Here is a 14,631-nt window from a genome sequence, read left to right on the forward strand (position 1 = left end):
GATGGTGGCGCCGGCGGAAACAGAACCACCCACCGGCCAAGAGCCGGGGTCGGACCCGCCGGGTCCGACCCCGGATTTTGCCTGTGGGTGGTTTATTGGCCGCCGGCGCCTTGACTAGTCGGCACTCACAACAGACTCCCCAGCGAACCAGCATGTACCAGCCCCTCCCGCCGCCATCCCGACTCCCGCCCCGGTTCCCGCGCACGCTCCTGGCAGCGACGCTGCTGCTGGGCGGCTTGACGACGCCATCCCACGCCGCCGGCACCGGCGCCGCCGGCGGCGCCAAACCGAGCGGCAACGCCGTGGCCGGCAAGGCCGCCTTCAACAAATGCGCGTCCTGCCACCAGACCGGTCCATCGGCGCGCGGCGGCTTCGGCCCGCAGCTCAACGGCATCGTCGGCCGCCGCGCCGGCGCCACCGACTACGCCTACTCGGCGGCGATGAAGAAATCCAATATTGTCTGGAACGAAGTGGCGCTGGCCGCCTTCATCAAGGCGCCGAGCGAGGTGGTGCCCGACACCAAGATGCGCTTCTGGGGCATCGGCAACGAGCAGCAAATCGCCGACCTGCTGGCCTACCTGCGCACCTTGTGAGCGGCGCTCACATGCGCAACATCTGCCCCTTGCTCAGCTCGATGCCGCGATAACGCCGGCGCAGCAGCACCGCGCCAATCGCCGCCGTCACCACGAATCCCATCAAGGCAATGAAATCGCGACTACCCTTGGGCACCACCGGCGTCGCGTCCGATTGCATGGTCGCCGCCGCGTAGCGCTTGCTGAAGAAGGTGGCGCCGATCACCAGCTCGTCGTCGTTGATGGCGTTGGTCAAATACAGGCCCTTGCCCGCCTGGTGCACCAGCATCTTGCCGTCGCGGTAGACGAAGGAGCGGCGCTCCTCGCCCAGCAGGATCGTGCCGACCACGTGGCCGGCGGCGTTGATGCCGGTGGCGTAGCTGTTGCCGTAGCCGATCATCGCGCCCAGGTCGAGCATTTTGCCGCCGTCGTGGACAAAGGCGTGCCAGCGGCGGTCGGGCATTTCCGACGCGCCCACCACCAGGCCGGCGTCGTTGACGGCGCTGGCGGCGCTGGAGCGGCCGCCCAAGGTGCCGAGGTCGCGCATGCCGACGCCGGGCCGGTACAGGAAGGCGCGCCGGTAGCCGTCGGCCAGCGCGGCCGTGCCGACCACCTCGCCGCGCGCGTTGATGCCGGCGGCGTAGCTGATGTCGCCACCCAGCGTGCCCAGATCGACCATCGTGCCGTCGGCGCCGGCGGCGAAGGCGTGGAAATTGTCGTCGCTGGTGTCGGCGAAGCCGACCGCCTGGCCGGCCGCGTTGATGCCGGTGCCGTAGCTGCTGCGGCCGCCCAGGGTGCCCAGGTCGCGCATCGGCTCGCCGTGGCGGTAGAGGAAGGCGCGCCAGTGGCCGGCGCCGTCCTGCGCCGAGCCGACCACCACGCCGTCGGCGTTGATGCCCTTGGTGAAACTGTCGCTGCCGCCCAGCGTGCCCAGCTCGCGCAGCACCTTGTCGTACATCACCGCGCGCTGCTTGCCGTCCTCGTCCTCGATGACGCCGACCACCTGGCCACGGGCGTTGATGTCGACGGCGATGCTGGTTTCCTTGCCGTGTCCCGCCATGCCGCTCAGCGCTTTGACCTGAGCGCCGGCATCCAACGCGGGCAAGCACAGCACCAAGGTCAGGGTCAGGGTCAGGGAAAACAGCGGAGTGTTCGGCATGATGGGCCTCGGCAAGGTTGATAGAAAATAAACTCTAACACCGCGCCGTGCGCAAGTCCAGCGATGGCCGGGGACGCCTTTTTGAACCCCGCAATGAGCGCCACCTTCCCCATCGACGCACAACCCGGCGCGCTGGCAGATGCCGTGGCGGCCCCGGCGATCAGCTGAGCCCGCCGCGTGCGCCTCTAAAATGCAAAAAAGGCGTTCACAATGAACGCCTTTTCGTTTCCGGCCACCGCAACCGAGAGTTACATGCCTTGGCTGGCGATGTCGGCCAGCGATTCGCGGCCCTTGTCGGTGATGTCGAAGCCGCTGCCGTCTTCGCGCGGCAGGATGTGCGCCTTCTTGCCGAGGAAGGTGGCGACGTCGGCGTCGAGCTGGCTGAGCGGATCGGCCAACACGGCGCGCAGGCCGATGATGCAGCGGCGCACGAAGATGGTTTGCTGGCCCTTGTCGGTCAGCGTCAGGCGGCCCTTCTTGTCAAAGCTGAGCAGCTTGATGCCGGACAGGCGTTTGGTGTTGCGTCCGACGCAGGCGCTGATGCGATCGCCCTTGAGGCCGCGTGCCACTTCATTCAGGGCATCGTATTCGTCTTGCGTTAATTTCTCGTTCTTCATTGCCGTATTTTTCCATGGGAGACTGCTGCGGCCCTCATGGTACGCGTCCGGCGCGGTCAGGGCAAGGTAATGCGTCGCCCCGCCCGCCGCGCCGGCCGGGACAATTTACTTGAAACTACGGATCGCCAACCACACCAGGCCGATGCTGGCGAAGGCGCCCAGGCACAACCAGGCCTGTACGCGGCGGCTCTGCAGCAGCGCAATGCTGCGGCGGCCGAGGTAGATTTTGTTATGTAATGAATTGCCCATCATGGCCTCCGTGGCGACGAGAAGTTGTCATGACTAAATTATAGAAACTGTTCAGTGACATCCATGTGACAGCCAGCACAAATTTTGAAATATATATCCGTAAAGCAACACACTGCGCAGCAAAACAATGTCGGACAGTACAAACCGGATGTCAAAAATGCCGCGCGCCGTCCGTTTCGGCGAGCTGCTAGCATGCTCTGGACGACAACCACTCAATGCGAGCTCGACATGAAACCAAGCCAACGGCCAAACGACACACCGGCGTCCGACCAACGGCCCGCGCCGGCGGGCGGCAACTTCCTCGACGAACCCGACATCGGCAGCGGCGAAAAGACCCCGGGCGAGCGCGACACCGAGGAGCATATCCGCCGCATCCCACCGCTGCCGAAATCGACCGCCGACACGCCGCCGCCGCTCAGGTCTTGATCGGCGGCTTGGGCGGCTGCGGCTCCTCGATCGGCGCCTGCTCAGGTAGCGGCAGTTCGTCCGGCGGCGGCTCCTTGTCCGGTGGCCGCTTCGGCTGGTCCGGTTCCGGCGTGCTGTGGGCGCGCGGCGGCGGACGGCTGGGCGCGGCGGGCGCGCGGGACGGTTGCAGCGGTGGGTGCGGCTGGTGCGGCTGTATGCTCGGCATCGTGGTTCCTCCCGGTTCGGTAGCGACGGCGTGACGGCGGCGTGACGGCGGCAACGCCGACCGGAGTCCGGCCGCCTGCCGCCCACACCACGCCAGCTTACCCGCAAGCGCCGTCAAGCGGCGCGCCGCTGCGCCAGCGATGCCGTCAGAAGCGCTTGGTGAGCTTGAGCAATAGGCTGCGCTCGATGACGCTGCGCCCCACCACGGGGCCGAACTCGTCGTGGTGGGCGTGCAGCAGATTCTGTCCGAGCAGGGCGACGTCGAGGTCGGGCCGGGGCTGCCACAACAACTGCAGGTCCAGCTCGTGGTAGGCCGCCACCACCGGACGCGGCAGCTTGCCGGTGTGGCGCAGGCTCAGGTCGAGCTGCCAGTGTTCGGCCAGGTCGTGCGAGGAGCGCAGGCTCCAGTGCAGATTCGGATCGTTGGTGGCCAGGCCGGTGGCGCCGCTGGCGTCGTGGCTGCCGGCCTTGAGACGGGTCTCGACGTGTTGCAGCACCAGGCCGCCGCTCAGGCGCCAGTCGGGCGCCGCCTGCCAGCGGCCCCAGGCCTCCAGCCCGTGCGAGCGGCCCTCGCCCATGTTGCTGAACAGCGAGGAGGCGCCGGCGTGCGGTTCGAGCGTGCGCAGCTTGTCGTAGTCGGCGACGTAGACGGCGACCGTGTACGACCATTGTGGACGCGGCTGGGCGCGGTAGCCCAACTCCAGCACCTTGGCCACCTCGGACTCGAACCGCGGCCCGCCGGCCAGCGGGTAGAAGGGCTTGCCGGCGATGATGATGGGCTTGCCCGGCGCGAACAGGTCGCGGTCGATGCGCGACGGCGCGCGCACGCTGCGGCTCAGGCTGGTCCACCACAGCTGGCTGGTGTCCGGCGACCAAGCCAGCCGCAGGCTGGGCAGCAGCTCGGCGCCGGTGTAGTTGTTGTGCTCGACCTTCAGGCCGGCCGTCAACCGCAGTTCCGGCCGCAGCGCCACCTCGTCCTGGGCGAACAGATTGGCCCAGCGCAGCGTGGTGTCGCCCGGCAGGAAGGCGAACTGCGCACCGTTGGCCACCTTGTCGCGGGCCTGGCGGTAGCCGCCGCCCCAGCTCACGTTGTGCCGTTCGGCCAGGCGCAGGCTGTGCTGCGCCTCCAGCGTCAGCGTGTCGAGCCGCTCGACGAAGGCGTTCGGCTGGTTGCGCTCGGTGTGGTCGAGGGTGGCCTCCAGCCGTAGCTCGGCGCCGCCGTCCAGTTGGCGCGTCAGGCTGGCCCGCAGGTTGGCGCCGGACACCAGGATGTCGGCCGTGCCGCGTTGGCCCAGCGCGCCGTCGTAGGCGTCGCCGGACAGGCTCAGGGCGCCGCGCGCCAGCGCCCAGTCGGCGCGCAAGCCGGCCTGGGCGCGGCGCCAACCGGTCACCGTGTCGAGCCCGGCCGCCGTCTCGGTGGCGTCGGCGCGGACGTATTTGGCGTAGAGCCGGTAGTGGCCGGCGGCCGGCAAGGCGCCGCCGTAGCGCAGCGTGCCGTCCTGCTCGCGCGCGCCGGCGCTGGCGGCGAACAGGCCGCCCCGGCTGTCGGCGGCCGGCCGCGTGATGACGTTGATGACGCCGTTGACGGCGTTGGCGCCCCAGATCGTCGCGCCCGGCCCGCTGATGACCTCGATGCGGGCGATGTCCTCCATCACCACTTCCTGCACGTCCCAGAACACGCCGGAGAACAGCGGCGAATACACGCTGCGGCCGTCGATCAGCACCAGCAGCTTGTTCTCGAACGGGCTGTTGAAGCCGCGCGCGGTGATCGCGTAGTTGCGCGCGTCCACCCTGGCCACCTGCAGATTGGGCGCCAGCCGCAGCGCCTCGGGGATCGAGCGCGCGCCGCTGCGGCGGATGTCGTCGGCGCCGATGACGAACAGCGCCGCCGCCGCGTCGCTGAGGCGCTCATCCTGCCGCGACAGCGAGGTGACGACGACCTCGCCGAGCTGCTCGAGCGACATGTCGGTGAACGCGCCGCCGTCCGCCGCCGCCGCCGTGGCGGCCATGGCGGCGCCGAACAGCAAACCGGCCGAGCGGGCGGAGCGGCGCCGACAAAATGGAAAAGCAAGGTGCTTGCTGCGCATGGCTCACCTCCGACTTGCCGCCCTGCCGCGCGGCGTTGTGGGGACTCGCTGGAAGGCCTTGTCGTGGACCGCTGCGCGTCGCGACGACGCGGGCCAATCTTGAAAGTATAACCACCTCGGCGCGCCGCGCCACAGCTGATTGACCAGGCGTCGCGGCGCGTCCACAAGCCGGCACGCGCCGATGGCCGCTGCCCCGCCCATCGGCTATGATCGGACAGGCGCCAACGCCACGTCCGCCGCCGCACATAACCAGGAGACTTCATGCATACCAGTCACTCGTTGTTTCGCCGCCTGCGCGGTAGCGCCGGCGGCCTCGCCTACGCTGCCTTGGCCTTGGCCACACCGGCCGGCGCGGTCGACACCCTGCCGGCCTACAACTCCTACCAGGCGGTGCCCTTCGTGGTCGAGGGTGGCGGTCTGGGCGCTGACCTGGTGGCCTATCTGAACGACAAGCTGAAGGGCAAATACGCCTTCCAGATCAACAACCTGCCGCGCGAAAAACTCAACCAGACGCTGGACAAGGACGCCGCCTTCAAGGGCATCGTGCTGTTCCTCAATCCGCTGTTCGTCGACGACAAGGACAAGAAAAAATACCACTGGACGCCGGCGCTGATGAACGACGCCAACGCCGTCATCTCGCTCAACAGCAAAAAACTCGAATACGTCGACACCGACTCGCTCAAGGGCCTGAAGTTTGCCGGCGTGCTGGGCAACAAATACGCCGGCTTCGAGGACCGCTTCGGCAAGGACATCCAGCGCGAGAACGCCAGCGAGGAGCTGTCCAATCTGCGCAAGGTCGCCTCCGGCAAGGCCGACGTGACGATCATGCCGATGTCGACCTACCGCTACCTGCTCAAGCAGCTGGGCGAACAAAGCCCGGTGCGCAACACGCTGTATTTGTCGAGCAAGCCGCACGCCCGCTTCGAGCGCTACATCTTCTCGGCCGGCGGCGACAGCGCGCTGGCCACCGAGCTCGACGCCGTGGTCGGCGCCATGCGCGGCGATCCGGCCTGGAAGCGCATCGCCGCCAAGTACGGACTGGAATAAGCAGCCAAGGCGGAACGCCCGACTCCGCCCCGGATGCAGCAACCCACAGGCGGCAATCTGGGGTCGGACCCGCGCGGGTCCGACCCCGGCATTCCGCCCGTGGGTGGTTTTTGTAGTCCCCTACTTCGCCGACAAACCCAGCTTGAGCGCCACCTGCTTACCAGCCTCGGCGCCGACCGGCTCGGGCGCGCCGGCGCGCGCGCTGGCCGCGTTGACACCGGCCTCGGCCAGGGCGGCGACGATGGCGGCAGCGCGCTGCGCGCCCAGCTTGCTCAGGGCATCGGCCGGCAGCGCCTCGCTGGCCTCAAGCCGCTCGCGCAGCTTGGCGTAGAAGGCGCTGGCATCGGCCACCTGTGGCTCGCCCTGGATCAACTTGCCCATGCGTTGCCACACCGGCAGCTTGACCGGCGCCGCCGTGGCGCCCTGCCCGCCCGCCGGCGCAACGGCACCGGCGGCACCGGCGGCACCGGCGGCACCGGCGGCGGCCTCGGCCGCCTTCTTCTGTCTGTCCAGCTCGGCCGCGCCGAAACGTTCGGCGTACAGATCGCGCAGGGCGCCGCGCACGGCGCGCTCGCCCAGGTTCAGCGGTCCGGCCGCCTCGCCGGCCTCAAGCTTGATGCCGGCGCGCGCCGCCACCTTGCGCCGCAGCGCCTGTTCACGCAGCGCGGCGCCGTCGACAGCCTCGCTGTACTGACCCGGCACCGTCACCGCCAGCTGGGCGCGCTTGGCGAGGATCTGCGCCACCTGCTTGAGCTTTTCACGCTCGGGCGGCAGCAGGCGGGCGCTGCCGGCGTCGAAGTCGACCGCCTCCAGCTTGTCGCCGCTGATGCCGAGCAGCGCGCCGAGGGCGCGGAATGGCGCCGTGACAACCTTGCTGAGCACGTTGCCGACCGCCTTCCACACCAGCGCGCCGTAGCTGAACTGCGGATCGTTCAGGTTGCCCGACACCGGCAGGCCGAGGTCGATGCGGCCGTCGCTGTCCTTGAGGATGGCCAGCGCCAGCTCGAGCGGCAGCTTGAGCGCGTCCGGGCTGTCGATGCGCTCGCCCAGGGTCATGTTGTCGAGCACGATATGGTTGTCGCCTTCGAGCGCGCCATTGCGCACCTTGTATTGCAGGTCGAGGGAGATCTTGCCCTGGGCGATCTTGTAGCCGGCGAATTTCATGCTGTACGGCGAGGCCGAGACCATGTCGACGTTCTTGAACACCACGCTCAGGTCGGTGTTATCGGCCGGCACGAAGGGGTTCAGCTGACCGCGCACGCGGGCCAGGCCGAACTCGTCGACACGGCCGTCGAGCTCGATCTGGCTGCGCGCGTCGCGCCGGGTCGACAGGCCGTTGACGATGCCGTTCAACTCGTAGATCTTGGCGCCGAACTGGGGCCGCAGACTCAGGTCGGCAAAGTCGAGCTTGGCGTTCTGCAGGCGCAGGCGGCGCACGCGCATGGGGAAGCCGGCCTCGGCGTCCGGCACCTTGGCCGCTTGCGCGTTGCCATTCTGGTTCTTGGCGCCCGAGCTGGCCGGCGCCGACGCCGCCGCCTGCGCCGGTGCTGCGGCCCTGGCCGATGCGGATGTCGATATCGATGTCGATGCGGAAACCGAAGCCGCCACGGCTGGCGCTGCGCCGGCCGGCTCGGGCGGGCGCACCAGCAGGCGCTGGGCGTTGAGGCTGCGGTCGTCCTCGATGATCAGCTTGGCGTTCGGCTCGATCACGCGCAGCTCGGGGATGTCGAGCGAGTCGGGGCCTATGTTCAAGGTCAACTTGTCGGCGCGCACGCTCTTCCAGGCGGCAAACAGGTCGTTGTCCTGCTCGTTCAGGCGCAGGCCGGCCACCTCGAACATGCCGGCGTAGCGCAAGGTCGGATTCTTCGCCGTGCCGGCGCCGCCGCTGCTCAGGTGTCCCTGGCCGTTGATGACGCCGCCGGCGATCTTCAGCTTCACGTGCTTGGCGAGCAAGGGTTGCACCGGCGCCAGCGCCAGTCCCTTGAGCAGCAGATCCGATTCCAGCGCGCCGCTGGCGGGCACGATCTTGCCCTGCCCGTTCAACTGGCCGCCCTCGCGCAGGCCGACGGCCAGCTTGAACGGCAGCGCCTGCTTCAAGTCGTTGCTGGCACCGTCGAGCTTGAGGTTGAAGTCCTGCAAATTGACCTTGAGGCCGCTGCTTTGATCGTCGTACAGCGCGCCGAACTTGCTCAGCTCGACGCTGCCGATCTTGCCGCTCCACGCCGCGCCGTCCTTGCTCGCCGGCGCTGCGGCGGACGACGCCGCCGCCTTGGGCAGCAAGCTCATGAACATGAACCGGCCCCTGCTGTCGCGCGTCAGGTCGAGCTGGCCGCCGTCGGCGTAGACGCGGTCGACGTTGAGCTGGCGGCCGGCCAGGTCGACCGTGCCGCCGGTGAAGCCCAGTTGCGCCAACTTGAGCGGCACCTGCTTGCCGCTCACCATGCTCAGCTCGGCCAGCGAGAAGGCGGCGTCGGCGACATTCATCTTCAAGCCGTCGACGGTCTGCTCGGCCTGCAAGGCCAGCTTCAATTGAATGTTCTCGGCAGCGACCCGCAACGCCGGGTTGACGGTCTCGTCGACCAGGCTCATCGCCAGTTGTTCGACCGCCAGCTGTTTAAGCCGCACCTTCCACTTGCCGGCGGCGCCGGGCGCCGGGGCCGGCGCTGGGGCGGGCGCGGCAGCTGGCGCGGGCGCGGGCGCGGCGGTCATCAGTTGCGTCAGGTCGAGCTCACCCTTGGCGTTGCGGCGCGCTTCCAGCTTGGCGCCGGCCAAACGCACGCCGCCTATCGTGACGGTGTGCGCGGCCAAATCGGCGCCGACCTCGCTGATGTCGAAGGCGTCGACGTTGGCGAATGGCGCACCGGCCTTGTCGCGCACCAGCGCCAGCTCGCGCAGCGACAGACTGGCGCCGCTCAGGCTGGCGTCGAGCTTGCCGTTGGCGTAGGCGAAGCGGTACGGCAGCTTGGCCGACAACTTGCCGCTGCTCACGCTAACCCGCGTGTAAGCCTTCAAATAGGACGCCAGGCCCGGCAAGGCCAGCTGGTCCAAGGTCAGTTCGCCGCTACCGCCGATCGGGTTGAGCGCGGCCGCGCCGCGCCAGTGCAGTTTGCCGCCGTGGGTGGCGTCGGCGCTGAGCGTGTAGTCGCCGTTCTGGTCCGGCAGCGTGCTCAAATTATTCAGCGCGAAGTCGATGGGGGTGATGGTGTCGGCATAGCCGGCGCGGCGGTCGCTCACCTCGACCTTGCCCTGCTCCAGCGCGAAGTGGCCGATGATCAGGCGCGGCATGCCGCTCGACGGTTCCTGCGGCCGGCGGTTCAGCGTGTCGAGGAACTGCGCGATATTGAAGCTGCCGTCCGGCGCGATGGCCAGCTGCACCTTGGGCGCGACGATACGCACCTCGGCCACGCTCCAGGCGCGGCGCACGATGGACGACCAGTTCAACTCGACGGCCAGCTTGCCGACGGCAAACAAGGGCGCGCCGTTGGCCTCGTCCAGACGAAAGTCGTCGGCCTCCAGGCGCAGCGTGAAGGGGTTGAAGCGCACCGCGCCGATGCTGGCATTGCGCTCCAGTTCGCTGTGGGCGAACTTGGGCAGCTGGCTCTGAATCAGTTGCGGCAGCAACCAGAAGCCGCCCACCGCATAGGTGGCCAGCGCGCCGGCCGCGCCGATGATCCAGCGTTTGCGGCGCAGCTGCGACGTCGCCGGTTTGTTTGCGCCCGCGGGCGGGGTTGCCTGACCTGGCTGCTTGTTCGATTCCACTGATGCGTCCTTCATTCGTGCCAAATAATTTGTCTCATAGGCAAGAGTATGCCTTCAGGCGGGCTAAACCGCAAAACCGGAGGGAAATTGGATGGGGATTGTGGCGGCGCCAATGAAAAAAACGCAGCGCCAATGAAAAAAGCTCCCTTGCGGGAGCTTTTTTACTTTTTCTGGCGGAAAGGGTGAGATTCGAACTCACGGTACACCAAAGATGTACACTGGATTTCGAGTCCAGCGCATTCGACCACTCTGCCACCTTTCCTTCTACTACTATCGCTTGCTGCTGCGAGAGCGAGATTATAGCAGGCTCTCAAAAAAACGGAAGGGCTAAACGATATAAACTTAAAAGCCTGTACAACGGGGTACTTCGAAAAACCAGCAAATTGTCGTTCCCGCGCCGGCGGGAACCCATACTGAGCCAATAAGCGTGCAGTGTATGAATTCCCGCCGGCGCGGCGGTCCGCCGATGCGGAATGACGGTTATTCGAGGTGGCCAACGATATTGCGGGTCGATATTCAACTATCGGCCCGCCAATGAAAAAAGCTCCCTTCCGGGAGCTCTTTTGCATTTTCTGGCGGAAAGGGTGAGATTCGAACTCACGGTACACCAAAGATGTACACTGGATTTCGAGTCCAGCGCATTCGACCACTCTGCCACCTTTCCTTCTACTACTATCGCTTGCTGCTGCGAGGACAAAATTATAGCAGAGCCAAATAAAAATGGAAGGGGGAAATTCTAAAAATATTCCCCCGGCGTATTTTTATCGCCCCGCCCGCCCTCAGGCCGCCTTCAGATGGGTCAGGCCGCCCATGTACGGACGCAGCACGGCAGGAATCTCAAGGCTGCCATCGGCCTGCTGGTAGTTCTCCAGCACGGCGACCAGGGTGCGGCCGACGGCCAGACCGGAACCGTTCAGCGTGTGCAGCAGCTCCGGCTTGCCTTGGGCGTTGCGGAAACGCGCCTGCATGCGGCGGGACTGGAACGATTCGCAGTTCGACAGCGAGGAAATTTCGCGGTAGGTGTTCTGCGCCGGCAGCCAGACTTCCAGGTCGAAGGTCTTGGTGGCGCCGAAGCCCATGTCGCCGGTGCACAGCGACATCACGCGGTACGGCAGGCCCAGGCGCTGCAAAATGGTTTCGGCATGGCCGACCATCTCGTCGAGCACCGCGTACGATTGGTCGGGATGCACCACCTGCACCATTTCGACCTTGTCGAACTGGTGCTGGCGGATCATGCCGCGCGTGTCGCGGCCGTAGCTGCCGGCTTCCGAGCGGAAGCACGGCGTGTGCGCGGTCATCTTCAGCGGCAGCGATTCGGCCGGCACGATCTCGTCGCGCACCAGGTTGGTCAGCGTCACTTCCGAGGTCGGGATCAGGTAGAAGGTCTCGCCTTCGCCCTCGACGCCGCCCTTCTTCACCGAGAACAGGTCGGCTTCGAACTTCGGCAGCTGGCCGGTGCCGCGCAGCGAGTCGGCGTTGACCATGTAGGGGGTGTAGCATTCGGTGTAGCCGTGCTCGTCGGTGTGGGTGTTGAGCATGAACTGCGCCAGCGCGCGGTGCAGGCGGGCGATGCCGCCCTTCATCACCGAGAAGCGCGAGCCGGTCAACTTGGTGGCGACGTCGAAGTCCAGCCCCAGCGCGGCGCCGACATCGACGTGGTCCTTGACCTCGAAGTCGAAGCTGCGCGGCGCGCCGACCTTGCGCACTTCCACGTTGGCGCTTTCGTCGGTGCCGACCGGAACGGACTCGTGCGGCAGATTCGGGATCGCCTGCATGAAGTCGCCCAGCTTGGCCTGCACCTCGGACAGCGCGGTCTCGTTGGCCTTGAGCTCGTCGCCCAGGCCGGAAACTTCCGCCATGACGGCCGAGGTGTCCTCGCCCTTGCCCTTCATCATGCCGATCTGCTTGGACAGCGAGTTGCGCTTGCCCTGCAGCTCTTCGGTGCGCGTCTGGATCGACTTGCGCTCCGCTTCGAGGACGTTGAAGCCGGCCACGTCGAGCTGGAACTTGCGGGTCGCCAGACGCGCGGCGACGTTGTCGATGTCTTTACGGAGAAGTTGGATGTCTATCATGGGGGAACAAGAGCCGTTGTATCGAAAACGTCAATTGTACCAAGTCATGACCACTTACCAATGAGTTTTGCGCAATGGACCAGTTGCGGGTCAACTGTTGCGGCGCTCTCCAGCGCGGGCACTAGCGGTACGGCTCAGCGGTACAGCTTGGAACCAGGTTTACATCAGGGCGGCTTTCTCGGCGGCGCTCAGGCGTTTGGCGCTGACGGTGATGACCTGCATCTTGCTGTCGGCGGCGGCGACCATGGCGGCCTGCGGCGCGCTGGCGGCGGCCATTTCGATGGCCGGGGTGCTGGCGGTGGCGAAGGTGGCGACGGTGGCCAGGAAGGCGGCGGCGACGAAGATGACTTCCATGTTTTTGACGATGTTCATGAGATGCTCCTTGAGGTTGGGAACCAATGACCGCTTGGTATGGTTGTACTGTACCTAAAGGCCCCCTGCCCCGCCATCGGGATGCGACGAAGCGGCAAAAACACGGCATGAACTGCAAAAGAACGGTGCCGGCGGCGCGCCCGGCATGGCGGTTCAGGCGCGCCGCAGCAGCCCGCCGGAGCGCGCGCCGCACAGCGCCGCCTGCTCGTGCACCATCTGCCCCAGCCGGGCGATGGCGCGCTCGATTTCCGCCGTCCACGGGTTGGCGCAATTGAGGCGCAGGCAGTTGACGTGCTTGCCGGAGGCGGAGAACAACTGCCCCGGCATGAAGGCGATGCCCTCGGCGATGGCGCGCTGGTGCAGCGCCAGCGCGTCGACCTGCGGCGGCATCTGCACCCACAACACGAAACCGCCCTGCGGCGCCGACACCGAGCATTCCTCCGGGAAGGCGGCGCAGACGGCGTCGGCCATGCGGGCGATGCGCTGGGCCAACGCGCGGCGCATCTTGCGCACCTGGATGTCGTAGCTGCTGCCGGTCAAAAAGTCGGCCAGCACGGCCTGGAAGAAGTGGCTGGTGGCGCCGCTCGACACCATCTTGAGCACCGCCACCTCCTGCGCGAAACGGCCGGCCAGCACGTAGCCGACCCGCGCCGCCGGCGTGACCGCCTTGGAGAACGACGAGCACAGCAGCACGTTGCCGCTGCTGTCGTAGGCCTTCACCGGCCACGGCCGCTGCGCCGTGAAGCACAGGTCGCCGTAGATGTCGTCCTCGATCAGCGGGATGTTGTGGCGCGCCAGCAGGCCGGCCAGGCGCCGCTTGTTCTCGTCGGGCATGATGCAGCCGAGTGGATTGCTGGCGTTGGGCACCAGCATGCAGGCTTGCACCAGGCCGGCGTCCATGGCCAGCTCCAGCGCGTCGATGGACGGCCCGGTCTTCGGGTCGGTGGGAATCTCCAGCGCCTTCATGCCCAGGCTCTCGATCAGCTGCAACAACACGAAATAGGTGGCCGATTCGATGGCGATGGTGTCGCCCGGCTTGGCGACGGCGCGCAGGCACAGGCTCATCGCCTCGGAGCAGGAGCCGGTGACGACGATCTCGGCCGGATCGATCCGGCTCCAGTCCAGCGCCCGGCGGGTGATCTGGCGCACGAAGCCCGGCTCGTTGGTCTGGTAGCAGCTGACCCGCGACAACAGGAGCGGCTGGCGCCGCGCCACCGTGGCGACCGTCTTCTGCACCCGCTTGATCGGCAGCAGCTCGTCCGGCGGCCAGGCCGAGCCCAGTTGCACCAGGCTGGACTCCTCGTTGGCCTTGAGCACCCGCATCAGCAGGTTGTTGATGCCGATATAGGCCGGCGCGCGCAACTGCCCGGCGTCGGCCACCGCCACCAGCGGGCGGGCGCGGTGGCGCACGTAGTAGCCGGCTTGCGGCCGCGCCTCGACCAGGCCGCGATCCTCCAGCAGGCGCAGCGCCTGCATCACGGTGCTGATCGACAGACGCTTCTGCTGCGCCAGGTGGCGGATCGACGGCAGCCGGTCGCCCGGCGCGAAGACGCGGCCGACGATCAGGCCGCCCAGCTCGTTGGCCAGTTGTTCGTACAGGTTCAGGGATGTAGGCATGGACGTATTGTGACCCGGAGCCGGCCGGGCGCCATAGGCACAGCGGACCGCAATTTCGACCAGCACAGTTTAGCCGAAACGCGATTGTACCGATGACAATTTCGTTTTGTTGCATCTGTTGCCGATTGGCCGCGCTGGCTATTCTGGAGTCCTGTTTGAACCACCGAGGAGGCCGCAATGAAACCGGAACTGATCGCAGTAAGCAAGGGCCTGGCCGAGTACCGCCTGACGGAAAACCAGCCGCTAAGGCTGAGCCACGCGCCGGGCCACCGGATCGAATGCCTGTCCGGCACCGCCTGGATCACCGTGCAGGGCCAGAGCGCCGACTTCATCCTGCGCGCCGGCCAAAGCTTCGAAATCCCTGGCGCCGGCCTGACCTTGATCGACGCCGTCGGCGCCGGCCGCGTGCGGATACGCCTGCCGGCACCGGCGCCGGCGGCCGGCGGCTGG

The 14,631-nt window shown here is 67.1% G+C and carries 13 protein-coding genes and 2 tRNA genes; 4 read left to right on the forward strand and 11 right to left on the reverse strand.

Going from position 1 to position 14,631, the window contains the following annotated elements; genetic code table 11:
- Positions 1-152: 152 nt before the first annotated feature.
- Positions 153-593, forward strand: a complete 441-nt coding sequence (locus tag H7U20_RS23285; RefSeq protein WP_199761505.1) for a c-type cytochrome — start codon at positions 153-155, stop codon at positions 591-593.
- Positions 594-600: 7 nt separating this feature from the next.
- On the opposite strand, the gene H7U20_RS23290 is transcribed toward H7U20_RS23285, so the two are convergent.
- The 3 genes from H7U20_RS23290 to H7U20_RS23300 all read right to left on the reverse strand — a co-directional run bounded on the left by H7U20_RS23290 (position 601) and on the right by H7U20_RS23300 (position 2,600).
- Positions 601-1,731, reverse strand: a complete 1,131-nt coding sequence (locus H7U20_RS23290) for an HAF repeat-containing protein (protein WP_233411008.1) — start codon at positions 1,729-1,731, stop codon at positions 601-603.
- A gap of 248 nt (positions 1,732-1,979) precedes the next feature.
- Complete coding sequence (locus H7U20_RS23295) at positions 1,980-2,348, reverse strand: hypothetical protein (protein ID WP_199761506.1); 369 nt, start codon at positions 2,346-2,348, stop codon at positions 1,980-1,982.
- A 105-nt stretch (positions 2,349-2,453) separates the two neighbouring features.
- Positions 2,454-2,600 carry a hypothetical protein gene (locus H7U20_RS23300; RefSeq protein WP_199761609.1) on the reverse strand — a complete coding sequence of 49 codons (147 nt, stop codon included), beginning with the start codon at positions 2,598-2,600 and terminating at the stop codon, positions 2,454-2,456.
- A 225-nt stretch (positions 2,601-2,825) separates the two neighbouring features.
- Between H7U20_RS23300 and H7U20_RS23305 the strand changes: the two genes are divergently transcribed.
- Entirely contained in the window at positions 2,826-3,023 is a 198-nt protein-coding gene (locus H7U20_RS23305) for a hypothetical protein (protein WP_199761507.1), read from the forward strand.
- On the opposite strand, the gene H7U20_RS23310 is transcribed toward H7U20_RS23305, so the two are convergent.
- Together H7U20_RS23310 and H7U20_RS23315 are read right to left on the reverse strand one after the other, a co-directional pair.
- Complete coding sequence (locus H7U20_RS23310; protein ID WP_233411009.1) at positions 3,013-3,228, reverse strand: hypothetical protein; 216 nt, start codon at positions 3,226-3,228, stop codon at positions 3,013-3,015. The two genes, H7U20_RS23305 and H7U20_RS23310, sit on opposite strands and share 11 nt — an antisense overlap.
- 145 nt (positions 3,229-3,373) lie before the next feature.
- Positions 3,374-5,314 carry a TonB-dependent receptor plug domain-containing protein gene (locus tag H7U20_RS23315; RefSeq protein WP_199761508.1) on the reverse strand — a complete coding sequence of 647 codons (1,941 nt, stop codon included), beginning with the start codon at positions 5,312-5,314 and terminating at the stop codon, positions 3,374-3,376.
- 261 nt (positions 5,315-5,575) lie between these two features.
- On the opposite strand from H7U20_RS23315, the gene H7U20_RS23320 reads away from it, so the two are divergent.
- Positions 5,576-6,361, forward strand: coding sequence for a substrate-binding periplasmic protein (locus H7U20_RS23320; RefSeq protein ID WP_199761509.1), 786 nt, complete (start codon positions 5,576-5,578; stop codon positions 6,359-6,361).
- A 120-nt stretch (positions 6,362-6,481) separates the two neighbouring features.
- Here H7U20_RS23320 and H7U20_RS23325 read toward each other — a convergent pair whose 3' ends face one another.
- The 6 genes from H7U20_RS23325 to H7U20_RS23350 form a co-directional block, all read right to left on the reverse strand.
- A complete protein-coding gene (locus H7U20_RS23325) occupies positions 6,482-10,135 on the reverse strand; it encodes a DUF748 domain-containing protein (RefSeq protein ID WP_199761510.1) in 3,654 nt (1,217 codons plus the stop codon).
- Between the two features lie 156 nt (positions 10,136-10,291).
- Positions 10,292-10,382: transfer RNA gene (locus H7U20_RS23330), tRNA-Ser, on the reverse strand.
- A 311-nt stretch (positions 10,383-10,693) separates the two neighbouring features.
- A tRNA-Ser gene (locus H7U20_RS23335) sits at positions 10,694-10,784 on the reverse strand.
- A 115-nt stretch (positions 10,785-10,899) separates the two neighbouring features.
- On the reverse strand, positions 10,900-12,192 hold the full coding sequence (gene serS / locus H7U20_RS23340; protein ID WP_199761511.1) for a serine--tRNA ligase: 1,293 nt from the start codon (positions 12,190-12,192) through the stop codon (positions 10,900-10,902).
- A 159-nt stretch (positions 12,193-12,351) separates the two neighbouring features.
- Entirely contained in the window at positions 12,352-12,564 is a 213-nt protein-coding gene (locus H7U20_RS23345; protein ID WP_199761512.1) for a hypothetical protein, read from the reverse strand.
- Between the two features lie 153 nt (positions 12,565-12,717).
- Entirely contained in the window at positions 12,718-14,181 is a 1,464-nt protein-coding gene (locus H7U20_RS23350) for an aminotransferase-like domain-containing protein (protein WP_199761513.1), read from the reverse strand.
- Positions 14,182-14,358: 177 nt separating this feature from the next.
- Here H7U20_RS23350 and H7U20_RS23355 point away from each other — a divergent pair.
- A partial coding sequence (locus H7U20_RS23355; RefSeq protein ID WP_199761514.1) for a DUF2917 domain-containing protein occupies positions 14,359-14,631 on the forward strand: 273 nt, incomplete at its 3' end.

Origin of the sequence: Rugamonas violacea (assembly GCF_016461825.1) — a bacterium.
Classification (GTDB): domain Bacteria; phylum Pseudomonadota; class Gammaproteobacteria; order Burkholderiales; family Burkholderiaceae_D; genus Rugamonas.